Raw genomic sequence first — 22,402 nt, 5'->3', positions numbered from 1 at the left:
CCATGAGCAAATCCGTTCCCGCCATCCGCAATGTCAAAGCCCGTGGCCTCGTGGTGCCGATCGGCCGGCCGGTGAAGACTGCGTTTGCGACCATCGATGCCGCGCCGATGGTGCTGATCGATGTCGAGACCGATCAGGGCGTTACCGGCCGCTCCTATATTTTTGCCTACGCGCCCCTGACGCTGAAGCCGCTGGTGCATCTGATCGAGGAGATCGGCCGCGAACTGATCGGCCGGCCGGTGGCGCCGACCGATTTGATGGCGGCGATGAACGCCAAATTCCGCCTGCTCGGCTGGCAGGGCCTGGTCGGCATGGCGGTATCCGGCCTCGACATGGCCTATTGGGACGCGCTCGGGCAGATCGCAGGTCGGCCATTGGCCGAGTTGCTCGGCGGCGCGCCGCGGCCGATCAAGGCCTATGACAGCTATGGCGTGGTCGATCCCATCGCCGACGAAAAGGCGCTGCGGCGCTCGCTCGACCAGGGTTTTCGCGGCATCAAGATCAAGGGCGGCGACGGCGACGCCGCCAATGACGAGCGGGTGGTCAAGGGCGTGCGCGCTTTGCTCGGCCCCGATATCGCGCTGATGATCGACTTCAACCAGTCGCTCGATCCTGCGGAAGCCACCCGCCGCATCGCGCGGCTGGCGCCGTACGATCTGCACTGGATCGAAGAACCGGTGCCGCAAGAGAATCTGTCGGGGCATGCGAAGGTGCGCGAGACCTCGCCGACCCCGATTCAATCCGGCGAGAACTGGTGGTTTCCACGCGGCTTTGCCGAGGCCATCGCTGCCGGCGCCAGCGACTTCATCATGCCCGATCTGATGAAATGCGGCGGCGTCACCGGCTGGCTGCAGGTCGCGGCCCAAGCGGACGCCGCGAACATTCCGATGTCGAGCCACCTGTTTGCCGAAGCCAGTGCGCACATGCTGGCGGTGACGCCGACCGCACACTGGCTCGAATTCCTCGACTTTGCCGGCGCCATCCTCGCTCACCCGGCAAAGATCATCGATGGAACGCTGACGGCGCGCGGACCCGGATTAGGGCTGGAGTGGAACGAGAAAGCCGTCGCGGAATATCTGGTTTAGTACTCGATCCCGAACTCGTCGTAGAGCCGTCGCAACACCGCCGGCAGCACCTCCGTGAGGTCCTCCGCGATCAGGCCGGGTCCCGCTTCCCGCGCCCCCTCGCCGTGCATCCACACACCCATGCAGGCGGCCTCATAGGCCGGCACGCCTTGCGCCAAGAGCCCCGCGATCATGCCGGCCAGCACGTCGCCGGCGCCGGCGGTGGCAAGCCAGGGCGGCGCGTTGGCGGCGATGCTGGCGCGTCCATCCGGTGAAGCCACCACCGTATCCGGTCCCTTCAACAGCACCACCGCGCCGCAGCGTTCGGCGGCGGCCCGCACGCGTTCGAGTTTCGAACGGTTGGGATACTTGTTGCTGCTGTCGCTGAACAGCCGCGGAAACTCACCCTCATGCGGGGTCAGAACCACCTGCGGGTCTTCGCTGGCCTTGATCGATTCAAACAGACGGTCCGGCGCTTCGGCGAAACTCGTCAGCGCGTCGGCGTCGAGCACGAGGCCACGCTTGGCCGACAGCGCGCTGTGGACGAGATCGCGCGTCCGCGCACTGACGCCGGCGCCCGGCCCGATCACGATGGAATTGAGGCGCCTGTCGTTCAGCAGGTCGGCGAATTCGACCAACGTGTCGACCGCGCGCACCATCACCGCGGTCAGTGCCGCGGCGTTGACGATGAGCGCATCGCGCGGCGACGCCACCGTGACCAATCCGGCGCCTGCCCGCAGCGCGCCGCGCGCGGCGAGCCGCGCCGCGCCGGTTGACGCAATATCGCCGGAGACCACGACGGCATGGCCACGGGCATATTTGTGGCCGTCGATCCGCGGCACGGGAAAGGATGCTTGCCAGGCGCCGGGAACGTTTTCGAACGTCTGCGGCCGGATTTCCTCGAGCACCCCAGCATCGATCCCGATATCGGCGACGCGGACGCGGCCGCAATGCATCCGTCCCGGCATCAACAGATGCGCCGGCTTGCGGCGGAAGAAGGTCACGGTCTCGACGGCCTCGATCGCAGCGCCCATCACCGCGCCCGACGTGCCGTTGATTCCGCTCGGCAGGTCGACCGCGAGCACCGGCACGCCGTTGGCATTGATCGCCTCGATCATCTCAAGCGGCTCGCCCTTGATGGGCCGGTTCAGTCCGGCGCCGAACAGCGCATCGATGATCAGCGCCGGCTTGCCGATCGCCTGCGGGTTGAACGGCAGCACCGGAAATTTCCAGCCACGCGCCGCCAACGCCGCATCGCCCGAGAGGCTGTCGCGCTCGCATAACAAAATGACCGAGACCTCGCGGCCGCGCGCCGCCAGTTCGGCCGCCGCGACAAACCCGTCGCCGCCATTATTGCCGCCGCCGGCAACCACCACAATCGGCCCCTCCGCGACCAGATCCATCGCGGCTTCGGCGACGGCCTGCCCCGCGCTCATCATCAGCGCGAAGCCGGGCGTGCCGGCGGCGATCGTCAGCCGGTCGGCGCGCTCCATTTCCGTCGTGGTCAAAACTTCCATGCCGAATCCTCAATCCGATCGCCTTTTTCAGAGGCATACAACGTCGCAAAAAACGGCCTGTTTCATCGTGATTGCATACGAATTGACCGGTTTGCCTATTTGGTGAGCTTCGCTATCATGCCCCCTCGGCCCGGGGTCTTCCATTTGCCCGTTAAAAGTCTGATAACATTCCAAAATCAGGCGCCTTAACAACTTGGCATAGACCCTGCTTTTGGGGAAGTCGGTGAGAAAGTCGGTGACGGGACCGGCTTGGGATTGTTGAGGTTCACGACAATTCTGAAGTGTTTCCGGTCCTTTGCCAGACGGCGCCACGCGCGACATCGAAACTACCTGCACTCTGTAATTTTTAAATGCCCGGGAGGCGCTCAGTGAAGAAAATCGAAGCCATCATCAAGCCGTTCAAGCTCGACGAGGTGAAAGAAGCGCTTCAGGAAGTCGGACTCCAGGGTATCACCGTCACCGAAGCCAAGGGTTTCGGCCGGCAGAAGGGCCACGCTGAACTCTATCGCGGTGCGGAATACATCGTCGACTTCCTGCCGAAGGTAAAAATCGAGATCGTGATTTCGGACGAACTGGTCGAGAAAGCCATCGACGCGATCCGGCGCGCCGCCCAGACCGGCCGCATCGGCGACGGCAAAATCTTCGTCTCCAACATCGAAGAAGCGATCCGGATCAGAACCGGAGAATCCGGGCTGGACGCTATCTAAGCCGGATGCTATCCCGCATTTTGCGACTTAATAAGAAAAAAAGCCGCTTCGGCGGCCTAATTTCGTTTGTGAAACCTGACCGTTTCACTTGCGCAGCCTGATGTCCTGAATCCTGGAAACCGTATCCAAACGAGGTATTCATGAAGACCGCCAAAGACGTCCTCAAATCGATCAAGGACAATGACGTAAAATACGTCGACCTGCGCTTCACCGATCCGCGTGGCAAGTGGCAGCACGTGACTTTCGATATCGGCATGATCGACGAGGAAATCTTTGCCGAAGGCACGATGTTCGACGGCTCGTCGATTGCCGGCTGGAAGGCCATCAATGAATCCGACATGTGCCTGATGCCCGACCCGGTCACCGCGACGATCGATCCGTTCTTCGCCGAGACCACCATGGTCATCACCTGCGACGTGCTGGAGCCGACCACCGGCGAGCCCTACAACCGCGACCCGCGCGGCATGGCCAAGAAGGCCGAGGCGATGGTGAAGTCGATGGGCGTCGGCGACACCGTGTTCGTCGGACCGGAAGCCGAGTTCTTCGTGTTCGACGACGTGCGCTTCTCCTGCACGCCCTACAACACCGGCTTCAGGCTCGACTCCTCCGAACTGCCGACCAATTCGGACACCGAATATGAAGGCGGCAATCTCGGCCACCGCATCCGCACCAAGGGCGGCTACTTCCCGGTCCCGCCGCAGGACTCGGTGCAGGACATGCGCTCGGAAATGCTCGGCGCCATGGCCAAGATGGGCGTCAAGGTGGAGAAGCATCACCACGAAGTCGCTTCCGCCCAGCACGAGCTCGGCATGAAGTTCGACACCCTGACGCTGATGGCCGACCATATGCAGATCTACAAGTACTGCATCCATCAGGTCGCGCACATCTACGGCAAGACCGCCACCTTCATGCCGAAACCGGTCTACGGCGACAACGGCTCAGGCATGCATGTCCACCAGTCGATCTGGAAGGGCGGCAAGCCGGTATTCGCCGGCAACAAGTACGCCGACCTCTCGGAAACCTGCCTCCACTACATCGGCGGCATCATCAAGCACGCCAAGGCGATCAACGCCTTCACCAACCCGTCGACCAACTCCTACAAGCGTCTGGTCCCGGGTTATGAAGCCCCGGTGTTGCTGGCCTACTCCGCGCGCAACCGCTCGGCCTCCTGCCGCATTCCCTATACGGCGAACCCGAAGGCCAAGCGCGTCGAAGTGCGCTTCCCCGATCCGATGGCCAATCCCTATCTCGGCTTCGCCGCGATGCTGATGGCCGGCCTCGACGGCATCAAGAACAAGATCGATCCGGGCCCGGCGATGGACAAGGATCTCTACGACCTGCCGAAGGAAGAGCTGAAGCAGATTCCGACGGTGTGCGGCAGCTTGCGCGAGGCGCTGGAAAATCTCGACAAGGACCGCGCGTTCCTCAAGAACGGCGGCGTGTTCGACGACGACTTCATCGACGCCTACATCGAGCTGAAGATGACCGAAGTCGAACGCTTCGAAATGACCCCGCATCCGGTCGAATTCGACATGTACTATTCGCTGTAACGGCGAAACGCGTCACTGCGGAAAATGCCAAAGGCGCCCCTCGCGGGGCGCCTTTTTTCGGTTGTGGCTCTCACGTCGCTACTCTGCGCGGAACGACAAGCCTTACCTTGAGTATCTGAACGACGTCGCCGCGCTGGTTTATCGTTCGGCTGAGAAGGACTATCGTGCCGCGATCGGGTCGCGAGCGCGATGGCGTAATTTCAACGACTTCGCTCTCGACATGGAGCACATCTCCGGGGCGGGTTGGCGCTGGCCAGCTCAACTCTCCCCCGGCCCCGACGATGCCGCCGGCGAGTGGCGGACCACTCTCAACATTCAGGCGCATCGTAATCGCGGCGGTATGCCAACCGCTCGCCACCAAGCCATTGAAGAACGTTCGTTCCGCGGCTTGCTCGTCCGTGTGAAAGGGCTGCGGATCGAATTGAACCGCGAATTCCTTGATCTGCGCTTCGTCAAGCGTGTGTGGCTTGCTGGTAAAGCGCTGTCCGACATGAAGATCATCAAGATACAGGCGGTCTGACTGGGTCTTGGTTGCAGCTTCGCTGCCCACGTGAGTCATGGTCTACCTCCTCAGGTTTCACCGCGGTGATGGCCATTTCCGGCTGGTTTTACCACGGCCTGACCGCTCAGGCTGCAAGGCTGGAATTCCTCTTGACGAGGTGCTCAGCCGTGTTGTTCCGGGCTTCGATAGCCTTGACGGAGTTTTCGAATGCCCTTTCCAAAACACGCCTGCCGATGGTCCCGAGCACGAAGCCGAGCATCCATCCCTTGAGGTTCTTGCCGTCGCGCACGACGATCACGTCAATGTCGGTCGTGCCGTTGGGTTGAGGCGTGAAGGTATAGGTGTGACCGGACGCACCTCCCCATACGTTGGAGTCGGTCGTCGTGAGGACGACGCGGTTGGGATCGGACCAGTCGTAATGCAGGCGTTCCCAGATGCCGCCCGAGCCTTCCGTGACGTCGGCCTGCAAGCGGCCCAGGTGATGCACCTTGAGGTACTCGTCGGCGCTGTTGCCAAAGAGCTTCGAGCGGCCGGGCCCGAAGTCGGTAAGCCCGGCGACGTACTGCTGGGGCGTCGAGGTGGTTGTCTGGTGCAGGTGTATCGTGGACATGTGCGTGCTCCTTTGGTCTGCTGGATGCAGAATTGCCGAATTCAATGGGCGGCGCCGCCGGTGCCTTTTGCCCTGCGCGTCAGTGTGACGGCGATGGCGGCAAGGACGAGGACCACGCCGATCACCGCAAAGGTGTCGCTAAAACCCATCACCAGCGCCTGGTGCTTGACCGCCTTGCCTAGCGCGATGATGGCCTGCTGGCGGGCGGCCGCCGGATCGGGCACGCCGTGCGCAAGGAAGAAATTCGTCGTCTCGGCGATCCGGGTGCGCACTTCCTCGCGGCCCAGCGTGACCGACTGGCCGATGATGTTGGAATGGAACTGCTCGCGCTTGGTGACCAGGGTGGCCAGTACCGCGGTGCCGATGGCGCCTCCGAGATTGCGCAGCATGTTGCTGATGCCGGATGCCGCCGCGGCGTCCTGCGGGGCGGTGTTTCCCGTCGTCACCGAAGTCAGCGGGGTCAGCACCATGGCCTGGCCGATGGCGCGGACGATGTTGGGAATCCAGAGTTGGTCGCCGGCATAGTCGGGCGACATCGCCGTGTTCATGAAACAGCTATAGGCGAAGATCAGGAGGCCGGTGATCGCGATATAACGGGCGTCGAAGCGCTGCATCAGCCTCGGGACCAGCGGAATCAACAGCAGTTGTGGCAAGCCAGTCCAGGCCAGCACGGTGCCGATCTGCTCGGCATTGTAACCCTGCGCCTGGCCGAGATAAGCCGGCAGGATATAGACCGATCCGAACAGCGCGAAGCCGAGCAGCGTCACCGCGATGGTGCCGAAACCGAAATTGCGCTGCATCAGGAGCCGCAGCCGGATCAACGGCTTTTCCACCGCCAGTTCGATCCAGACGAACAGTGACAGGCTGACCAGTGCGACGACAGCCAGACGGAGGATGAAGGGGGATGCGAACCAATCGTCCTTGTTGCCTTCTTCGAGCACGGTCTGGAACGCCGCCAATCCGACTGCCATGGTAGCGATACCGGCCCAGTCGCCTTCCTTCAAAAGCTTGAGCTGCATCGGCTGCCGCTCCAGCGTCAGATAGAGCGCGGTCACCATGACGATGGTCGGCAGAACGTTGACATAGAAAATGGTCTGCCAGCCGTAATTCTCGGTGAGATAGCCGCCGATGGTGGGCCCGATCGCGGGCGCGAAAGTCACCGACAGCGCAAACGCTGCAAGGCCGATCGGTTGCTGCGGCTTCGGCAGCTTTGTCAGCACCAGCGTGAATGCCATCGGGATCAGGACGCCGCCGGCGAATCCCTGCAATCCGCGCATCGCGATCATCGATGGCAGATCGTGGGCAAAGGCGCAGGCGACCGAGAAAATCGCAAACAGGGTCGCGCTGGCGAGCATATAGCGGCGGAACGAGAACACCCTCGAGAGATAATCGGTCAGCGGAATGACCACGATCTCGCCAATCAAATACGAGGTCGATATCCACGAGCCATTGTCGACGCCGGTGCCGATGCCGCCTTCGATGTTGAGCAGGGAGGCGTTGGTGATCTGGATGTTCAGGATCGCCATGAACGAGCCGATCATGGCGGCGAGCACGGCGACCCAGACCGTCGCACTGGCGCGGTTGGGATCGGCGGTGGTGCGCTCCGGTCTTGCGGTTGAGGCAGGAATCGCCGGTATCGGGGCTGCGATTGCAGGACTTGTCATGACACTATCCTCCGGAAGCCCTGGCTGACGCCCGCAACGCGGCCGCCTGGCGAATGCGGGCTTGCGATTTGGTCTCAACTGTCGGGATCACCGACATGCCGGGACGCAATTCGACGGGAGAGTTCGTGTCGGTGTCGAGTGCGATCTTCACCGGAATTCGCTGCACTACTTTTGTAAAATTGCCGGTGGCGTTGTCCGGCGGCAGCAACGCGAATTCCTGGCCGCTGGCCGGCGCAATGCTGTCGACGCGTCCATGCACGATCTGGCCGGGGAAGGTGTCGACGGCGATCTCTACCCGCTGGCCCCTGCGGACGTCGGTCAACTGGGTTTCCTTGAAATTCGCCACCACATAGGCGCCGGCGACCGGCACCACCGACATCAGCTGGGTGCCGGCCTGAACGAACTGGCCGACGCGCAGACTCCGGTTGCCGACGACGCCGTCGATCGGTGCCACGATGGAGGTGTAGTCGAGATTAAGCTCGGCCTGGCTCTGCACGGCTTGCGCGCGCGCCAGCGCGGCATTGGCCTGAACGATCTCGGCCTCGAGCAGGTCGAGCTGCTTCACGGCGGAGGCGAGGTTGGCGGTGTCGCGCGCGATTGCGGCTTCGGCGCCCGCGTTGCGCGCCTGCGCCTGCTGCGCGTTCTGCACGCTGCCGAAACCGGTCGCCGCGAGGGTGGTGTAGCGCTTGTTCTCCTGCGCGGCAAAAGTGACGGCCGCTCCGTCGACGTCGAGGGTTGCCTTCGCAGCATCGATCGCCGCCCGTTGAACGCCGAGCTGGGCCTGCTTGCTGGCGATTGCCGCACGCGCCGCGGCGACGTCGGCCTTGGCCTGGTCGAGCGCGACGTTGAAATCGCGCGCGTCGATCCGCGCCAGCACTTGGCCGGCACTGACGCGCTCGTTGTCGCCGACCAGGACTTCGTGGAGGTAGCCCGAAATCTTGGGTGCCACGGTGGTGTTGTCGGCCTTCACATAAGCGTCATCGGTGGAAACGAGGTAGCGGCCAACGGTCCAGTAGTCGAAGCCGTACCAGCTCGCACTGGCCAGCGCCGCGACCGCCACCCCAGCCATTAATAGCTTGCGGAAATTGAACTTTTTGAAAGCCCCCGGAGCCCGGGTGGTCGGCAGCGTATCAGTAAGGGCCTCGGCGGCGGGAACTGGACGCTCGATTTCGAATGCGGTGGGATGCTGGGTCATGGCGACGCTCCTAATAAGGAAACTTGCTGTTTTCCAAATTAGCGACTACATTCGGACTGTCAATGGAATGACAGGCATCATGTAAAAGCATGACTCAGATCAAAACCACCCAAGACCCCACCGACGACCGGCGCTGCCGGGGTCGTCCGCAGGTCCGCCCCGACGACGAAACCCGGCAAATCATCTATGAGGCCGCGCGGCACGCGTTTGCCGCCGGTGGCTATGCGGCGACCGGCATGGAGACCGTGGCGCGTGGCGCCGGCGTCTCCACCAAAACGCTCTATCGATTGATCCCGACCAAGGCCGCGTTGTTCGAAGGCATGGTGTCGGATCGTCTCGATCGCTTCGCCGCGGAGGTCAGGCTGAACGTCGCGGATCATAACGATATCGAAGCGGCGCTATCTGCGGCGCTGATGGTCTGCGCAGACCTCACGCTTGACGAAGAAGTGATCGCACTCCAGCGTATCGTGCTGCAGGAGGCCGGCAATCATGCCGGCATCGCGGCGACATTCTATGAGAAGGCGATCCTGCGCACCGTGATGGCGCTGGCGGAGTGGCTACGACTGCAGAAAGAGCGTGGGCTGATCGCACTCGACGATGTCGATGAAGCCGCCGGCATGCTGCTGGGGATGCTGACCTCGGCGCCGCGGCGCGCCACGATGTTCGGCGGCCTGCCGCTGCCGTCGCGTTCGGAGATCGAAGCGCGGGTACGGCGCTGTGCTGCGCTGTTCCTGCGGGGATGCCAGGAAGATAAGCGGAATTCTCGCTTGCTGACGTAGAGTGTACAAGAGCTGACATCGGTCCGTCGGTTCTGCCCAACGGCCTTGGATGCGGAACAAGCAATGCAATTGCGACCGAACCTGGCTCATTCGGTTGAATAGAAATAGTCCCCCTTGCCATTCAGCAACGCGGCAGTTGTGCGCAGGCCCGCAGCGGCTCGCGCGCCAGGCGGTGCAAGCCGAATCCTCCCGATCGGGCGACCCGCCGTCGACAAACCGCGTCGCTGGGAAACCAGCAGCGCGGTCAAAATTGCACCGAGAACAATGTTTCTATTGTACCGAGCACATAGTCGGAGCATTGTAACTACATCAAACCATATTGCACCGATTGCACCGCGATCAACCCACGCCCAGACGCGCTGGACCCGCGGCCATCATGGAGATGAGCCATGGAACTGACAGTAGCCACGGTCCTGATCGCTTTCGCCGGCGTGTTCCTGATCTGCTTCATGAAGGGTGCGTTCGGCGGCGGGTTCTCCATTGTCGGCATTCCCTTGTTGTCGTTCGTGATGGACCCGGTGACGGCCGGCGGCCTCCTCGCGCCACTGTTCATCGCGATGGATCTGTACGCGCTCCGCTACTGGAAGCCGTCGACGTGGTCGAAGCCCGACCTTGCGCTGCTGTTGCCTGGGCTCGTGACCGGCATCGGGTTCGGCTATCTGCTGTTCCGCGTGCTGGACCACCGTGCCGTCGCGATCGTGATGGCGCTGACCACGTTGATGTTTGTCGGCCTGTGGCTTGCCGGAGGTTCGGAGGTAAAAATAGCTCCGCGGTCGTCCCCGAAGGCGGTCGCTGCCGGTCTCGCCTCGGGCGTGTCCACCATGGTGGCGCATTCCGGCGGGCCGCCGCTTGCGATGTATCTGCTGCCGCTCGGCCTCAGCAAGGAAGTCTATGCCGGAACGACGAGTCTGTTCTTCACCGTCGGCAATGCGACCAAGGCGGTGCCGTGGTTGCTGCTGGTGAGACCGGCGGGCAACGTCTGGATCGTGATGGCAGCCTGCCTGCTCGCCATCCCCGCCGGGGTATGGCTTGGTTGGCGGCTTCACGGAAGGCTGGACCAGCAACAGATTTATCGTGCCTGTTACGGATTGCTGGTCGTGACCGCGTTAAAATTGTTGTGGGACGGCGTTTCCGGCTATGTCGGGTAAATTCGAACTACGAATGCCTGCCCTGGTTCACGCGCTACGCTGACGGTTCACCGATCACCTCATCGGGAAAGCGCTGGTCTTGGCGATCGGATTCTGCCGGCGCGATGTGCCGAGCGCATCAGGACGGCGCCCGTTCGCGCGGATTGAACTCAGTGGCATGGAGTTTTACGAAGTTTCGCATGTTCGTCGGTGCCTCGCCGGTGATCTTGTACATGGCGTCCGTCATGCGGTCGTAACGTCCCTGCCTGTTCAACTCGGTCATAGCCGAGAGATGGCTGACGACATGCGCAGGAAACCCCGCCTTCCGCAGGCCTTCGCTCCATGGCGCGAGTGGGACGTCGCGATACCGGATGGGCCTGCCGAGTGCCTCGGAGAAAGCGCGCGCATAGTGATTCAGATCGGCGGTTTCCGGCCCCGTCAGATCGTAGATTTGTCCGATATGCGGTGCGGGGTCATCGAGGATAACAGCGACCGCACGCGCTACATCGACCGCCGAGATCGGCGAGGTTTTGCCGTCGCCCATCGGCAGCGCCAACTCGTCGGAGGTCCGCACGGCGGCGGCGGCGAGCATCAGAAAGAAGCCTTCGAGGAAGACGGTCGGCCGCACCGTGACGACCGGCAGTCCCGACCAGGACAGAGCCTGCTCAGCCAGCCAGTGCAGCTTGTGCTGCGGGCTGTCGGTGGTCTCGCTGATGCTCATCTGCGAGACCGTCATCTGCGACATGTTTACGAAGACCTCGACGCCGTGATGGCGCGCCACTGCGGCGGTGTTGATCGTGGCTTCCAGATATGCCGCCGAAACAGACATTCCGAAATAGATGCGCCCGCAGCCTTCGATGGCACGGTGCATCGAGGCGAGGTCCGTCAAATCGCCCTGTACGACCTCTGCGCCGAGCCGCCGGAGGGCGTCGGCGCGCTCGTCCTCACGCCGAACCAGGGCGCGCACCTTGTGTCCCCTTGCGAGCAGGAATTCGGTGAGGTTACGGCCGACGCCGCCCACAGCGCCGGCTGCTCCTGTCACGAGGATCGGTTTGTCGTATCTATGTTTCGTCGTCATGTTCCTGACCTCCGGTTATGTTCAAAAGAACTGGCGGCCCGGCTGACGCCGGGCATTTCATTGTGTGCGGCGACCTGACCTCAGCGCGCCGGCAATCCAGCCTGGCGCATGACGAAGCGCTGGATCCGCGGGACGACGATCACCAATACCGGCACGATCACGACGTAGCTGGTTGCCGCCGCCTTCAGCCACCGCATGGCGAAATCGGGCTGGAAGCCATAATTCAAGGCGAGACCGACGAACGACATGCCGGTCGAGGTGATCAGGCCGGTGATCGAGGAAATCGCGGGTCCGACCAGCTTCGGGGAAAGGGCCATTTGCTTACTCCGGGAATGAGGCTATTATTTAGACGACGTATAACTTATACAGCGTAAAAGCAATAGAGCCGATGCCGCGAACAGCCGATCCGGAGCTGCCTCACAGAATCTTGAAAGCGGCCGACGCCCTGTGGCAATCGGGCGGCGAGGAAGCCGTGACGATCCGCGGCGTTGCAGCGGAAGCGGCCACGACGACACCGACGGTCTATAGCTACTACGCCGACCGGGAGGCGCTGCTGACGGCGTTGCGCGCGCTGGCCTTTCAACGCTTCTCGGCCTACCTCGCAAAATCGCGCGACTTCCAGGACACCTGCGCACGACATCTTGAGTTCGGCACCAGCCACCCTCGCGACTATGAATTGCTCTATGGGCGCGGCTGGATGGAGCGTGTCTCAGCGGATGCGCAGAGAAGCGAGATCGAACGATACACCACCCATCTCGTGCGCGCCGGTGTCGATGAAAGCAGGGCCCCACACATCGCCTATCCCGTCATGATGATGCTGCACGGTGTGGTGATGCATCGGTTGTTGAACAAAAAGCAGAGTTCCCAAGGCCGGGCGATCGCCGCCGCCTGTCTCGAGGCCTGCATGACGTTGCTCGAAAGCGCACGGCGGGGGAACCAGAAAAATGGATGAGATCGAGATCGTTGATTGCGATCAGCGCTGGCCGATCCTGTTCGACGAAGAGGCCGAACGGTTGCGGGCCGTCCTCGATCCGTCTCTGATCGTGGGACTTGAGCATTTCGGAAGCACGGCTATTCCCGCGCTCTCGGCCAAGCCCATCGTCGACATCCTGATTGCGGTCCGATCGCTGGCGGATGCGCGAACCAGTTTTGTCGAAGCCCTTCGAACTCTCGACTATGTCTACTGGGCCGACAATCCCAGGCAGGATCGACTGTTCTTCGTAAAGGGCATGCCGCCCTTTGGACCAAGGCGCTCCCAGCCGGCCGCCGGCACTTTTGATCCGCCGGCCTACACGCCGAAGATCTTGCTGTAGCGCGCCTTGATCGCCTCGCTCTGCGCCTGCACCGCAGCCGGATCGGCCTTGAGCAGTTTCAGGTTGGCCAGCGGGACGTGCTCGCCCTTCTCCTTCACCTGCGCGTGGAACGAGCGATGCGCAAACCCGTCAACCAGCATCTGCTGGGTCTCGGCGCTGAAGAAGAAGCTCTGGAACAGCCTTGCGGCGTTCGGATTGGGCGCACCGCGGAAGACGCCGGAGGGGACGATGATCAGCGGTGATCCCTCGGCCGGATAGACCACTTCGACCGGTTTGCCCTGGTCCTTCAGCAGCACCAGATTGTAGTCGTTGCCGTCAGCCATCACCGCGCGCTCGCCGAGCAGGATCTTCTTCGGCGGATCGGCGGCCGACTGTACCTGCATGATCTTCTGCTTCGCCAGCTTCTCCAGATAGGGCCAGCCGAGGTCGCGCGCCAGCACGAAGGTCGCGGTCAGGATGGCGCCGCTGTAGCCGGGATGGGCCTTGACGATCTTGCCGTGCCATCTGGGATCGAGCAGATCGACATAACTCTTCGGCGCGTCTTCGCGCTTCACCAGATTGGTGTTGTAGCCGATCGTCTCCAGCCAGGCGCAGGACGTCGCATACATGCCGTCGGGATCGACCTGATCGACCGGAAAGTGCATTGCGACATCGTCCGGGATATAAGGCGCGAGCCAGTCGTTCTTCTTCCATTCAAGATAGTGCGCGGGGTCGGTCGAGTTGGCGACGTCGACGGCGTTGATGCCGCTGCCCTGCTCCTGCGCGATGCGCTGGAAAATCCGTTCCGCGCCGGAACGCTCGACGCGCACGGCGATGCCGGGATGTTTCGCTTCAAAAGTCCGTGCCAGACGTTCGGCGGTGGTGAGTTCGAGGGCGCTGTAGAACGACAGCTTGCCCTCCTTCTTCGCCGCCTCGATCAGGGCCGGCGTCACCACCGTGGCAGGCGGGGCCGCCGCCTTCGACGGTTCGGCGAACAGCACGCCGGCGGCTGCTGCCGTGGATACCCTGAGCAGGTCGCGTCTCGACCATTTGCGGTCTCGCATCGCATCCTCCCGTATTGGCGCGACCGGTTTCTCCGGCCGCCTAGCTCGCCCGCCGGTGCGCCTTAAGCGCCTCGCCGAACGCCTCGAACAGCGCACGGTTGATCGGATTGCGCTGCGGGTCGTACTCCGCATGCCACTGGACGCCGAGCGCAAAGCCCGACGCGTCGGCGATCCGGATCGCTTCGATGGTGCCGTCTTCGGCGACGCCTTCGATCACGACGCGCGCGCCGGGATCGAGGATGCCCTGCCCGTGCAGCGAATTCACCCGAATGGTCTCGCAGCCGAGGAGCGTGGCAAAGGCGCCACCGGGCGTCAGTCTGACGTCGTGCCGGTCGGCGAACACCACGGTCGGATCGGGATGGATTTCGCCGTTCTCGAGCCTGGGCATGCGATGGTTCATGCGTCCGGGAATTTCACGAATCTCCGGATGCAGCGAGCCGCCGAACGCAACGTTCATTTCCTGCAGGCCGCGGCAGATGCCGAAGATCGGCACCCCGCGGGCGACGCAGGCCTCCGCCAGCGCCAGCGCGACATCGTCACGATGTTCGTCGTAGGGTTCGTGCTTCTCGTGCGGTTCGGTCTTGAAACGCGTCGGATGGACGTTGGCGCGGGCGCCGGTCAGCACGATCCCGTCGACCACGTCGAGCAAGGCACCGACGTCGGTAATTTCGGGCGACCCGGCAAACATCAGCGGCAAAGCGCCCGACACGTCGGCCACCGCACGCAGGTTGCGTTCTCCGACCATCTGCGTCGCGAAACGATTTTCGACGCGATGGGCGTTCCCGATCACACCGACCACGGGCCGTCTCATCGCAAAAATTCCGCTGTCATCGTCCTGTGCAAGGATCTTCTAGGTTGGGCCACGATTCCAGCCGATCATGCCTGCGAGATCGTGCCGGATCAACATGATATGACCGCTACCGGCGCTTCACAGCTGCGCGAGAATGTAGGCCCTCCGCGGCCGTTCCGGCTACTTGCGCGTGAACGCCTCTTTGGCGTCAATCGCCTCGATGCCGGGCAAACCCGCCGCGCGCAGCGCCGTGGCGGCCGGATTGTCCGGTCCATTCAGCCACGGCAGTTTCGCGGCAATAGCGCGCGTAACCGGCTCGCCGAGCGCGCCGCCGAAGTCGACCGGCCAGAATCCGTTCGGCACCACTTCGGCGGTGATTTCCCCGAGCCGATAGCCGTTTCCGAGCACGGCCGCCAAATCATCGGGCAGAACCACCCGCGCGGTGGCGGGATTGGCCGGGTCGCCGAAGCTCACCAGCACCGGAATCAGCGCCCCCTTCACCGGAACAGAGCCGGTCAGCCGGTTCATCTCATTGAACGACACACGCTTGCCGCCGGCGGCGTTATAGGCGCGGAGCGCCAGATAATTGATGTCATCGAGATCGAGCTTCCCGTCTAGATGCGCCAGCAAAGCGACGAGGTTCTTGCCGCCGCCGAGATCGACGAAAACGGCGTCGCCCACGGTGCGCGTATGCCCGCCGCGGCTGTAGCCGCGGTCGGGATGCACCGCCAGCACACTGGATGCCGATTTGCGCCCCTGGGGGGTCTCGACCTCGACGGTCAGGCGATATTTGTGCCCGGGACGGTTGATCCTGATCTGGTCACCGATGAAGAGTGCTGCCAGCAGCACAACCGGCCCGACCCATTTGAAATTCATCGCGTCCTCGAGGCCCGCCGCATCAGATCGGTGCACGCTTGGCACAGAGAACCGGCCAGCGTCAAACCGGCGTGCTCACCCGGCTTGATCCCGGCGGCGTTTTGGCGAAAGACTGGCCGACCGATCATTCTGCGAAGGAATCAACGTGACAGGACTGGCTGACGATCGCCTTCAGGCCCGCAACGATCTGGCGTGGGCAATATCGGTCGGCGGCATCGGCGTCGTGTTGTTCGCCGCATTGCTGCTGTTCACCTGGACCTTCGCCGCGACCCTGTTCCTGATTTTTGCCGGCATGCTGCTCGGCGTCGCGCTGACCGCCATGACCAACCTGCTCGGGCGCGTCGTCCGGCTCGCGCATTCGCTGCGGCTCGCGATCGTCTGCCTTGTCCTTGCCGGGATGCTGTCGGGCATCGTCTTCCTCGGCGGCTCCACCATCGCCCAGCAGGCGACGGTATTGAGCAATACGATCAAATCGCAGCTGGTGACCGTCAAGGCGTTCCTCGAAAAGAACGGCATCGACACCAGTTACCTCGATTTCGGCAGCGCGCCGGCCGCACCGGCGTCGGATTCGACGACGACAACGCCAACGACGACAACGCCAACGACGACGCCGCCAGCGCCGACCCATAACCTACCGAGCGCCGGCGCACTCGCATCCTCTGGCGGCGCCATCGTCAGCCAGACCCTCAAGGTGCTGCTCGGCACCGTCAGCGCGGTCGGCAACTTCTTTATCGTACTGTTCCTGGGGTTGGCCTTCGCGGCCCAGCCCGCCGTCTATCGCGCGGGATTGTTGTTCATGGCGCCCGCCAAACATCGCGCGCGCGCCACGGTCATCATCGACCGCATCGGCGAGACGCTCGAGCGCTGGCTGATCGCACAGATCGTCACCATGGCCGCGGTGTTTCTGGTGACCTGGATCGGCCTTGCCGTCATCGGCATCCAGAGCTCGTTCATCCTGGGCATCCAGGCCGGACTGCTCGCGTTCATTCCGACCGTCGGCGCCATCCTCGCCGGGCTGATCGTGGTCCTCGCGAGCCTCGCCTCGGGCTGGGTCGCCGCGTTGAGCGCCTTCGTCCTGTTCCTTGGCGTGCACGCGATGGAAAGCTATGTGCTGACGCCGATCATCCAGCGGCAGGCGCTCGATATTCCGCCTGCCACGCTGTTTGCGTTCCAGATCCTGCTCGGCGTGGTGTTCGGCATCTGGGGGCTGGCGCTCGCCCTACCCCTGATGGCGATCGCCAAGGTCATGATCGACCATTTCAAGGCGGAAGGCGCCACGCTGCGGGCGGAGGCCACGCCGGCGTGATCTAGCCGGCGCTGGTCAGCGCGATTTCGGTGTGCTCGACCTCGGGCGGCGCCGCGAAATACTGCCCGACCAGGCCGCGCCAGGCGGTGAAATCTTCCGAGCCGCGGAAGTCCACCGTGTGGTTTTCCAGCGTTTCCCACTTCGCCATCAACCGGTAGCGCGAAGGCTTTTCGATCGACTTGTGCAGTTCAAACCCCTTGCCGCCCTTGGCGCGCAGGAATAGCGGGCGCGCCTTGGCGACGGCGGCTTCAAAGTCCTTTTCGGTGCCGGGCTTGACGTCGATTTGTGCGATTTCGAGGATCATCTGGGTTACGCCTTGTTTGGAGAATGGGCGTGTCTAACCCGGCCGGCCGAAAAGAAAAAGGCGCCTTGCGGCGCCCTGGCATCGGCTTGGCAGCAACTCAGCGAAACAGCAGCACGGTACCGACGATCATCATCGCACAGCCGGCGAACATGATGGCAGGCCAGTGCGTTCTGCGCTGATCGTAACGGCCCTGCGCACGGCGCTCGGTGATCAGCGCCATCTCGTATTCTTCCGAGGTCGAGAACATGCAGGCGAAGCCGCCGCGGGCCGTGACGGCCGCCGCTTCGAGCGACATCAAGGCAGCTTGCGGGTTTCGTGTACGAAGTGAGTCCATGACCGGAATAATATGGACGGAATGGTAAACGCGGAGTTACCGCGCTTCCATCATGTGGTTGCCGGCGCCTGTCGTACCGGCGACGAAAGCCCGGCGGTCTTGCGCCGCCAGTTCTCCAGCGACAGCGGCAATTCCTCCGCAGCCTCGACGCGATTGCGGCCGCTGCGCTTGGCCTGGTAGAGCGCGGTATCCGCCGCCGCCAGCAGCACTTCGAGCTCGGTGCCCGCCGGTCCGCCGGCCACACCGATGCTGACCGTGGTATCGACCGGACCTTCGTCGCAGACGATGCCCGATGTCTCGAACGCCTCGCGCACGCGCTCGGCTACCAGCACGCCCTCTTCCAGCGAGCACGGCAACAGCGCCGCGAACTCCTCGCCGCCGATGCGTCCCGACATATCGCTGATGCGCAGATTGTTGACGACCACTGTGGAGAACAGTTTCAGGATCTCGTCGCCGGCGGGATGGCCAAAGCGGTCGTTGATGCTCTTGAAATGGTCGATGTCGAAGATCATCACCGTCACCGGCCGGCCCGCGGCGGCTTCACGTTCGATCACCCGCGCACAGGCTTCCGCAAAGCCGCGACGGTTGAACATTCCGCTCAGGGGATCGACCGACGCCGCCGTCTTGTGCACGGTCACGGCGCGATCCGACACCAGCATGAAGATGACGAACACGGTGCCGATCGCATAGAGCACCAGTTCGATGGAGAATGCCGTCACCCAGACGCTGCTGAGAAAGGTTTCATCGTGGGGACGCAAGAGGTCGCCGAGCAGGACGGGCAGCATCAGCACGCCGCCATGCATGACAGGTACCGCGATCGCCGGCCAGCGCTTCTGCATCGACCGTCGCCGTTCGCTCCACAATTCGGAAGCGGTCAGCGCGGCATAAATCGCGACGATCGCCGCTCCGACGGTGAGGCGCATCGCCGCATCCGTCGACGGCAACATCACGGCCGCACCGACCCAGGCGATCGCCCCGAACACCAGCCCGGGCAGATTGGGCTTGCGGCCGAGAAACACCCGCGCCGCGTTCCACACCATGCCGCAGGCCACGAGGCCAATGGCGTTGAGCGCCATCGACAGCGGTTCGCCCAGTCGCGAACCGCCAACGGTCCAGATCGCCACCGATCCTGCGCCGAGCAGATAGGCGGTGCCCCACCATTTCAATGCCGGGATGTTCTCCTGCCTGCCGAAGAACATCAGCATGGCCCCGAGCATGCCTGCGACCAACGTGGAGAATAGATAAAGCGTGGAGTTATCGAACGACATGGGCTCTCCCGGACGCTTGTGATGCAACTTGTCGGCGCACTCCAAAAAATGCGATTTGCGCCGTCGTCACGCGGACCCTAGAAGGCGCCGGGTTCCAATCAGGTTTGTGCAGGCGACCAAGTTTTCGAGAAAACTGCGGTAATTGATAAGTAAATCGAAAGCAAAAAAGGGCGCCAAAAGGCGCCCTTTTCTTCGTCTCATGAATGCAGCATTCGCTGCAAATTTTAGCGACGCGATTAGCGCTTCGAGAACTGGAACGACTTGCGCGCTTTCGCACGGCCGTACTTCTTGCGCTCCACGGTACGGGAGTCGCGGGTCAGGAAGCCGCCCTTCTTCAACACGCCGCGCAGATCGGGCTCGAAGTTCGTCAAAGCCTTCGAGATGCCGTGACGCACGGCACCCGCCTGGCCCGACAGACCGCCGCCGGCGACCGTGCAGATGACATCGTACTGGCCGGCACGAGCGGCTGCGACCAGCGGCTGCTGGATCAGCATCCGCAGCACCGGACGGGCGAAATAGACTTCGACTTCACGGGTGTTGACCACGATCTTGCCGGCGCCCGGCTTGATCCAGACGCGGGCAACCGCGTCCTTGCGCTTGCCGGTGGCATAGGCGCGGCCGTACTTGTCGACCTTCTTGATGTACTTCGGCGCATCCGGTGCTGCGACCTTCAGCGAACCGAGCTGATCGAGAGACTGCATGGTATCGGACATCTTATGCGGCCCTCATGTTCTTGCGATTCATCGAAGCGATATCAACCGTCTCGGGCTGCTGGGCTTCATGCGGATGTTCGGCGCCGGGGTAAACGCGCAGATTGCCCATCTGCACGCGGCCGAGCGGACCGCGCGGGATCATGCGCTCGATGGCCTTCTCGACCACGCGCTCGGGGAAACGACCCTCGAGGATCGACTTCGCAGTGCGTTCCTTGATGCCGCCGATGAAACCGGTGTGCTTGTAGTAGACCTTGTTGTCGCGCTTGCGACCGGTCAGCACGACATGCGCCGCGTTGATGATGACGACGTGGTCGCCGCAATCGACGTGGGGCGTGTAGGTCGGGAGGTGTTTGCCGCGCAGCCGCATCGCGACGAGCGTGGCGAGACGACCGACGACCAGACCCTTGGCGTCGATCAGCACCCACTTCTTCGTCACCTCGGCCGGCTTTGCCGAAAAGGTTTTCATGTGAGGGAATCCGTAAAATGGAAATCGGCGCCAAGCGCGCCGAACTGCGCGGGTTTCTAGAGAACCTGATGGCGCGCGTCAATGGCAAAACGTATAAATTATGTAAGCAAACACAACAGCTTATAAATATGGTATTATATTACCGTGTAAAAGCCTATTTAGTTGGAATGGAATAGGTCGCCGTCACATGCGCGATCGGATCGGGCGACGACCCCGACAGCAGATTGACCTCACCGACCGCGAGCCGCTTGCCGAGCTTCAGCAGCTTCGCCGCCGCCAGCACGTCCTGGCCGGGCAGGCCCTTGCGCAGGAAATTGATGTTGAGGTTGGTCGTCACCGCGAGGCCGACGGGGCCGATTGCTGAAAGCAGCACCACATACATCGCGAAATCGGCCATCGCCATCAGCGTCGGCCCCGATACCGTACCGCCCGGCCGCAGCATGCGCTCGTCGAAGCGGCGGCGCAGCAGGCAGGTCTCGCCGTCGGCGCTCTCGATGGTGATATCGCCGTCGCTGAAGGCCTGGGGAAATTCCTCGCGGAGGAACTTCTCCAGTTCAGCCACGCTCATTTTCGCTGCCGCCATGCCGTCCCCTGCCCTCGCTTAAATAGGATTGCCTGTTACATTAAGTTGTCACCGAAGCCCTAGTGGAAAATATCATGTCCGCCCAGACCGCCCGCGCCCCTGCGCCACAACCGTCGATCCTGTTGCGTGAAAAGATTGGCAGCATCGCCGTACTGACCCTGAATCGGCCTGCGGCGCGCAACAGCCTGTCGGAAGGCCTGATCGCGGCGCTGCATGGTGCGCTGAACGACATTCGCGACGACACCAGCGTCCGCGCGGTGGTGATCGCTGCCAACGGGCCGGCGTTTTCCGCCGGCCACGACATGAAGGAATTGACCGCACGCCGCAGCGATGCCGACCGTGGCCGCGCTTACTTCGCCGAGATCATGAACGCCTGCAGCGCGATGATGCAGGCCATCGTGCACCTGCCGAAGCCCGTCGTCGCCGCCGTCCAGGGCATCGCGACCGCCGCCGGCTGCCAGTTGGTGGCAAGCTGCGATCTGGCGGTCGCCTCCGAGGCCGCCGGCTTCGCGACGCCCGGCGTCGACATCGGCCTGTTCTGTTCGACCCCGATGGTGGCGCTGTCGCGCAACGTCCCGCGCAAGCAGGCGATGGAGATGCTGCTGACCGGTGAACCGATCCCGGCGGCCACCGCGAAAGACATCGGCCTCATCAACCGTGTGGTCAAAGCCGGCACCGAACGCGATGCCGCGATTACGCTGGCGCAAAAGGTCGCGCTGAAATCCGCCTATACCGTCAAGCTCGGCAAGGAGGCGTTCTACCGTCAGGCCGAAATGAACCTTGCCGACGCCTATCGCTATGCGGCAGAGGTGATGACGGAAAACATGATGGCGCGCGACGCCGAGGAAGGCATCGGCGCCTTCATCGAGAAACGCGAGCCGAAGTGGCAGGATAAATAATCCTCATCCTGAGGAGCGGCCGCTTGGCCGCGTCTCGAAGGATAGAGGCCCGTCTGCGGCCTCATGGTTCGAGACGCGCTTCGCGCTCCTCACCATGAGGAGCTAAGGAATTGAAATGAACCACGACGCCTATGACGACAATTACATTCGCGGCATCCTCAACGGCGTGAAGACGATCGCGATGGTCGGCGCGTCGCCGGTCAACGTGCGGCCGAGCTATTTCGCCTTCAAGTATCTGGCGCAGCGCGGCTACGACATGATCCCGGTCAATCCCGGCCATGTCGGCAAGAACCTGCTCGACAAGCCGTTCGTCGCCTCGCTGGCGGATATCGGCCGCCCCATCGACATGATCGACATCTTCCGCAACTCCAGCCACATCATGCCGGTGGTCGAGGAAGCGCTGAAACTGTCGCCGTTGCCGAAGGTAATCTGGATGCAGCTCGGCGCGCGCGACGATGCGGCGGCGGAAAAGGCCGAAGCTGTCGGCATCAAGGTCGTGATGAACCGCTGCCCGAAGATCGAATATGGCCGGCTGTCGTCGGAAATCTCGTGGATGGGCGTCAATTCGCGCACGCTGAGCTCGAAGCGCGCGCCGGTCCCGACGCAGGGCATGCGGCTGTCGCTGAACCGGATGAGCGTCGGTGGCGGCGATACCGCGGCCTCCGACCGCGCCGCGAAGAACAGGAATGACCAGACCTGACGCGAGAGCGACAT

At 62.9% G+C, this 22,402-nt stretch carries 27 protein-coding genes; 11 read left to right on the top strand and 16 right to left on the bottom strand.

The genetic code is table 11. The annotated features are described in order from the left end of the window. The first annotated feature begins 2 nt into the window (after positions 1-2). Positions 3-1,085, top strand: coding sequence for an enolase C-terminal domain-like protein (locus FFI89_RS15880; RefSeq protein ID WP_138838048.1), 1,083 nt, complete (start codon positions 3-5; stop codon positions 1,083-1,085). Here the strand turns inward: FFI89_RS15880 and FFI89_RS15875 are convergent. Beyond that, on the bottom strand, positions 1,082-2,581 hold the full coding sequence (locus tag FFI89_RS15875; RefSeq protein WP_138838046.1) for an NAD(P)H-hydrate dehydratase: 1,500 nt from the start codon (positions 2,579-2,581) through the stop codon (positions 1,082-1,084). The genes FFI89_RS15880 and FFI89_RS15875 overlap by 4 nt on opposite strands. Positions 2,582-2,949: 368 nt before the next feature. On the opposite strand from FFI89_RS15875, the gene FFI89_RS15870 reads away from it, so the two are divergent. Together FFI89_RS15870 and glnA are read left to right on the top strand one after the other, a co-directional pair. Next, positions 2,950-3,288, top strand: coding sequence for a P-II family nitrogen regulator (locus tag FFI89_RS15870; RefSeq protein ID WP_027537227.1), 339 nt, complete (start codon positions 2,950-2,952; stop codon positions 3,286-3,288). 140 nt (positions 3,289-3,428) lie between these two features. Continuing rightward, positions 3,429-4,838 (top strand): type I glutamate--ammonia ligase, encoded by a 1,410-nt coding sequence (glnA, locus tag FFI89_RS15865; protein ID WP_138838044.1) that lies wholly within the window; start codon positions 3,429-3,431, stop codon positions 4,836-4,838. A gap of 70 nt (positions 4,839-4,908) precedes the next feature. On the opposite strand, the gene FFI89_RS15860 is transcribed toward glnA, so the two are convergent. The 4 genes from FFI89_RS15860 to FFI89_RS15845 form a co-directional block, all read right to left on the bottom strand. Then, the gene (locus FFI89_RS15860; protein WP_138838042.1) at positions 4,909-5,397 is read right to left on the bottom strand and encodes a MaoC family dehydratase; all 489 of its coding nucleotides are present in this window, start codon (positions 5,395-5,397) and stop codon (positions 4,909-4,911) included. Between the two features lie 67 nt (positions 5,398-5,464). Beyond that, complete coding sequence (locus FFI89_RS15855) at positions 5,465-5,950, bottom strand: hypothetical protein (protein WP_138838040.1); 486 nt, start codon at positions 5,948-5,950, stop codon at positions 5,465-5,467. Positions 5,951-5,991: 41 nt separating this feature from the next. Then, positions 5,992-7,614: an MDR family MFS transporter gene (locus FFI89_RS15850; protein WP_168212905.1), complete on the bottom strand. Its 1,623-nt coding sequence runs from the start codon at positions 7,612-7,614 to the stop codon at positions 5,992-5,994. A 4-nt stretch (positions 7,615-7,618) separates the two neighbouring features. Further along, positions 7,619-8,809, bottom strand: a complete 1,191-nt coding sequence (locus FFI89_RS15845; RefSeq protein ID WP_138838038.1) for an HlyD family secretion protein — start codon at positions 8,807-8,809, stop codon at positions 7,619-7,621. An 89-nt stretch (positions 8,810-8,898) separates the two neighbouring features. Between FFI89_RS15845 and FFI89_RS15840 the strand changes: the two genes are divergently transcribed. Further along, a complete protein-coding gene (locus tag FFI89_RS15840; protein WP_138838036.1) occupies positions 8,899-9,588 on the top strand; it encodes a TetR/AcrR family transcriptional regulator in 690 nt (229 codons plus the stop codon). Positions 9,589-9,977: 389 nt separating this feature from the next. Further along, positions 9,978-10,736 (top strand): sulfite exporter TauE/SafE family protein, encoded by a 759-nt coding sequence (locus FFI89_RS15835; RefSeq protein WP_138838034.1) that lies wholly within the window; start codon positions 9,978-9,980, stop codon positions 10,734-10,736. A 118-nt stretch (positions 10,737-10,854) separates the two neighbouring features. Here FFI89_RS15835 and FFI89_RS15830 read toward each other — a convergent pair whose 3' ends face one another. Both FFI89_RS15830 and FFI89_RS15825 read right to left on the bottom strand, forming a co-directional pair. After that, complete coding sequence (locus tag FFI89_RS15830) at positions 10,855-11,793, bottom strand: NAD(P)H-binding protein (protein WP_138838032.1); 939 nt, start codon at positions 11,791-11,793, stop codon at positions 10,855-10,857. An 80-nt stretch (positions 11,794-11,873) separates the two neighbouring features. Then, complete coding sequence (locus FFI89_RS15825) at positions 11,874-12,110, bottom strand: DUF2798 domain-containing protein (RefSeq protein WP_138838030.1); 237 nt, start codon at positions 12,108-12,110, stop codon at positions 11,874-11,876. Positions 12,111-12,220: 110 nt separating this feature from the next. On the opposite strand from FFI89_RS15825, the gene FFI89_RS15820 reads away from it, so the two are divergent. Then, positions 12,221-12,745, top strand: coding sequence for a TetR family transcriptional regulator (locus FFI89_RS15820; protein ID WP_168212904.1), 525 nt, complete (start codon positions 12,221-12,223; stop codon positions 12,743-12,745). Further along, a complete protein-coding gene (locus FFI89_RS15815; protein WP_138838026.1) occupies positions 12,738-13,106 on the top strand; it encodes a GrpB family protein in 369 nt (122 codons plus the stop codon). The genes FFI89_RS15820 and FFI89_RS15815 overlap by 8 nt, the downstream gene beginning before the upstream one ends. Here FFI89_RS15815 and FFI89_RS15810 read toward each other — a convergent pair. The 3 genes from FFI89_RS15810 to FFI89_RS15800 all read right to left on the bottom strand — a co-directional run bounded on the left by FFI89_RS15810 (position 13,082) and on the right by FFI89_RS15800 (position 15,788). Continuing rightward, the gene (locus FFI89_RS15810; protein ID WP_138838024.1) at positions 13,082-14,149 is read right to left on the bottom strand and encodes an extracellular solute-binding protein; all 1,068 of its coding nucleotides are present in this window, start codon (positions 14,147-14,149) and stop codon (positions 13,082-13,084) included. The genes FFI89_RS15815 and FFI89_RS15810 overlap by 25 nt on opposite strands. Before the next feature lie 40 nt (positions 14,150-14,189). Next, positions 14,190-14,960, bottom strand: coding sequence for a gamma-glutamyl-gamma-aminobutyrate hydrolase family protein (locus FFI89_RS15805; protein WP_138838022.1), 771 nt, complete (start codon positions 14,958-14,960; stop codon positions 14,190-14,192). A 159-nt stretch (positions 14,961-15,119) separates the two neighbouring features. Further along, positions 15,120-15,788: a hypothetical protein gene (locus FFI89_RS15800; protein ID WP_246669469.1), complete on the bottom strand. Its 669-nt coding sequence runs from the start codon at positions 15,786-15,788 to the stop codon at positions 15,120-15,122. 172 nt (positions 15,789-15,960) lie between these two features. Between FFI89_RS15800 and FFI89_RS15795 the strand changes: the two genes are divergently transcribed. Then, positions 15,961-17,121: an AI-2E family transporter gene (locus FFI89_RS15795; protein ID WP_138838018.1), complete on the top strand. Its 1,161-nt coding sequence runs from the start codon at positions 15,961-15,963 to the stop codon at positions 17,119-17,121. A 1-nt stretch (position 17,122) separates the two neighbouring features. Here FFI89_RS15795 and FFI89_RS15790 read toward each other — a convergent pair whose 3' ends face one another. The 5 genes from FFI89_RS15790 to rplM form a co-directional block, all read right to left on the bottom strand. Then, entirely contained in the window at positions 17,123-17,425 is a 303-nt protein-coding gene (locus FFI89_RS15790; RefSeq protein ID WP_074832528.1) for an antibiotic biosynthesis monooxygenase, read from the bottom strand. Between the two features lie 97 nt (positions 17,426-17,522). Continuing rightward, on the bottom strand, positions 17,523-17,759 hold the full coding sequence (locus FFI89_RS15785) for a hypothetical protein (protein ID WP_138838017.1): 237 nt from the start codon (positions 17,757-17,759) through the stop codon (positions 17,523-17,525). Positions 17,760-17,809: 50 nt separating this feature from the next. Further along, positions 17,810-19,027 carry a GGDEF domain-containing protein gene (locus tag FFI89_RS15780; RefSeq protein ID WP_138838015.1) on the bottom strand — a complete coding sequence of 406 codons (1,218 nt, stop codon included), beginning with the start codon at positions 19,025-19,027 and terminating at the stop codon, positions 17,810-17,812. Between the two features lie 236 nt (positions 19,028-19,263). Continuing rightward, the gene (gene rpsI / locus FFI89_RS15775; protein ID WP_043197415.1) at positions 19,264-19,740 is read right to left on the bottom strand and encodes a 30S ribosomal protein S9; all 477 of its coding nucleotides are present in this window, start codon (positions 19,738-19,740) and stop codon (positions 19,264-19,266) included. A 1-nt stretch (position 19,741) separates the two neighbouring features. Further along, positions 19,742-20,206, bottom strand: a complete 465-nt coding sequence (gene rplM, locus FFI89_RS15770) for a 50S ribosomal protein L13 (RefSeq protein ID WP_027537213.1) — start codon at positions 20,204-20,206, stop codon at positions 19,742-19,744. Between the two features lie 17 nt (positions 20,207-20,223). Between rplM and FFI89_RS34355 the strand changes: the two genes are divergently transcribed. Further along, positions 20,224-20,382, top strand: coding sequence for a hypothetical protein (locus FFI89_RS34355; protein ID WP_168212903.1), 159 nt, complete (start codon positions 20,224-20,226; stop codon positions 20,380-20,382). Here FFI89_RS34355 and FFI89_RS15765 read toward each other — a convergent pair. Beyond that, the gene (locus tag FFI89_RS15765; RefSeq protein ID WP_138838013.1) at positions 20,361-20,789 is read right to left on the bottom strand and encodes a PaaI family thioesterase; all 429 of its coding nucleotides are present in this window, start codon (positions 20,787-20,789) and stop codon (positions 20,361-20,363) included. The genes FFI89_RS34355 and FFI89_RS15765 overlap by 22 nt on opposite strands. Positions 20,790-20,863: 74 nt before the next feature. Here FFI89_RS15765 and FFI89_RS15760 point away from each other — a divergent pair, with 74 nt between their 5' ends. Together FFI89_RS15760 and FFI89_RS15755 are read left to right on the top strand one after the other, a co-directional pair. Next, positions 20,864-21,688: an enoyl-CoA hydratase gene (locus tag FFI89_RS15760; protein ID WP_138838011.1), complete on the top strand. Its 825-nt coding sequence runs from the start codon at positions 20,864-20,866 to the stop codon at positions 21,686-21,688. A gap of 115 nt (positions 21,689-21,803) precedes the next feature. Continuing rightward, positions 21,804-22,388, top strand: coding sequence for a CoA-binding protein (locus FFI89_RS15755; protein WP_138838009.1), 585 nt, complete (start codon positions 21,804-21,806; stop codon positions 22,386-22,388). Positions 22,389-22,402: the final 14 nt, after the last annotated feature.

It is taken from the genome of Bradyrhizobium sp. KBS0727 (assembly GCF_005937885.2).
In the GTDB taxonomy this organism is placed as follows: Bacteria; Pseudomonadota; Alphaproteobacteria; order Rhizobiales; family Xanthobacteraceae; genus Bradyrhizobium.
This window is presented reverse-complemented; position numbering and strand designations above follow the sequence as displayed.

Bases quoted from the DNA above. Each gene is read 5' to 3' on its own strand.
- FFI89_RS15880 (WP_138838048.1), top strand. From the start codon at position 3: ATGAGCAAATCCGTTCCCGCCATCCGCAATGTCAAAGCCCGTGGCCTC.
- FFI89_RS15875 (WP_138838046.1), bottom strand. From the start codon at position 2,581: ATGGAAGTTTTGACCACGACGGAAATGGAGCGCGCCGACCGGCTGACG.
- glnA (WP_138838044.1), top strand. From the start codon at position 3,429: ATGAAGACCGCCAAAGACGTCCTCAAATCGATCAAGGACAATGACGTA.
- FFI89_RS15860 (WP_138838042.1), bottom strand. From the start codon at position 5,397: ATGACTCACGTGGGCAGCGAAGCTGCAACCAAGACCCAGTCAGACCGC.
- FFI89_RS15855 (WP_138838040.1), bottom strand. From the start codon at position 5,950: ATGTCCACGATACACCTGCACCAGACAACCACCTCGACGCCCCAGCAG.
- FFI89_RS15850 (WP_168212905.1), bottom strand. From the start codon at position 7,614: ATGACAAGTCCTGCAATCGCAGCCCCGATACCGGCGATTCCTGCCTCA.
- FFI89_RS15845 (WP_138838038.1), bottom strand. From the start codon at position 8,809: ATGACCCAGCATCCCACCGCATTCGAAATCGAGCGTCCAGTTCCCGCC.
- FFI89_RS15840 (WP_138838036.1), top strand. From the start codon at position 8,899: ATGACTCAGATCAAAACCACCCAAGACCCCACCGACGACCGGCGCTGC.
- FFI89_RS15835 (WP_138838034.1), top strand. From the start codon at position 9,978: ATGGAACTGACAGTAGCCACGGTCCTGATCGCTTTCGCCGGCGTGTTC.
- FFI89_RS15830 (WP_138838032.1), bottom strand. From the start codon at position 11,793: ATGACGACGAAACATAGATACGACAAACCGATCCTCGTGACAGGAGCA.
- FFI89_RS15825 (WP_138838030.1), bottom strand. From the start codon at position 12,110: ATGGCCCTTTCCCCGAAGCTGGTCGGACCCGCGATTTCCTCGATCACC.
- FFI89_RS15815 (WP_138838026.1), top strand. From the start codon at position 12,738: ATGGATGAGATCGAGATCGTTGATTGCGATCAGCGCTGGCCGATCCTG.
- FFI89_RS15810 (WP_138838024.1), bottom strand. From the start codon at position 14,149: ATGCGAGACCGCAAATGGTCGAGACGCGACCTGCTCAGGGTATCCACG.
- FFI89_RS15805 (WP_138838022.1), bottom strand. From the start codon at position 14,960: ATGAGACGGCCCGTGGTCGGTGTGATCGGGAACGCCCATCGCGTCGAA.
- FFI89_RS15790 (WP_074832528.1), bottom strand. From the start codon at position 17,425: ATGATCCTCGAAATCGCACAAATCGACGTCAAGCCCGGCACCGAAAAG.
- FFI89_RS15785 (WP_138838017.1), bottom strand. From the start codon at position 17,759: ATGGACTCACTTCGTACACGAAACCCGCAAGCTGCCTTGATGTCGCTC.
- FFI89_RS15780 (WP_138838015.1), bottom strand. From the start codon at position 19,027: ATGTCGTTCGATAACTCCACGCTTTATCTATTCTCCACGTTGGTCGCA.
- rpsI (WP_043197415.1), bottom strand. From the start codon at position 19,740: ATGTCCGATACCATGCAGTCTCTCGATCAGCTCGGTTCGCTGAAGGTC.
- rplM (WP_027537213.1), bottom strand. From the start codon at position 20,206: ATGAAAACCTTTTCGGCAAAGCCGGCCGAGGTGACGAAGAAGTGGGTG.
- FFI89_RS34355 (WP_168212903.1), top strand. From the start codon at position 20,224: ATGGAAATCGGCGCCAAGCGCGCCGAACTGCGCGGGTTTCTAGAGAAC.
- FFI89_RS15765 (WP_138838013.1), bottom strand. From the start codon at position 20,789: ATGGCGGCAGCGAAAATGAGCGTGGCTGAACTGGAGAAGTTCCTCCGC.
- FFI89_RS15760 (WP_138838011.1), top strand. From the start codon at position 20,864: ATGTCCGCCCAGACCGCCCGCGCCCCTGCGCCACAACCGTCGATCCTG.
- FFI89_RS15755 (WP_138838009.1), top strand. From the start codon at position 21,804: ATGAACCACGACGCCTATGACGACAATTACATTCGCGGCATCCTCAAC.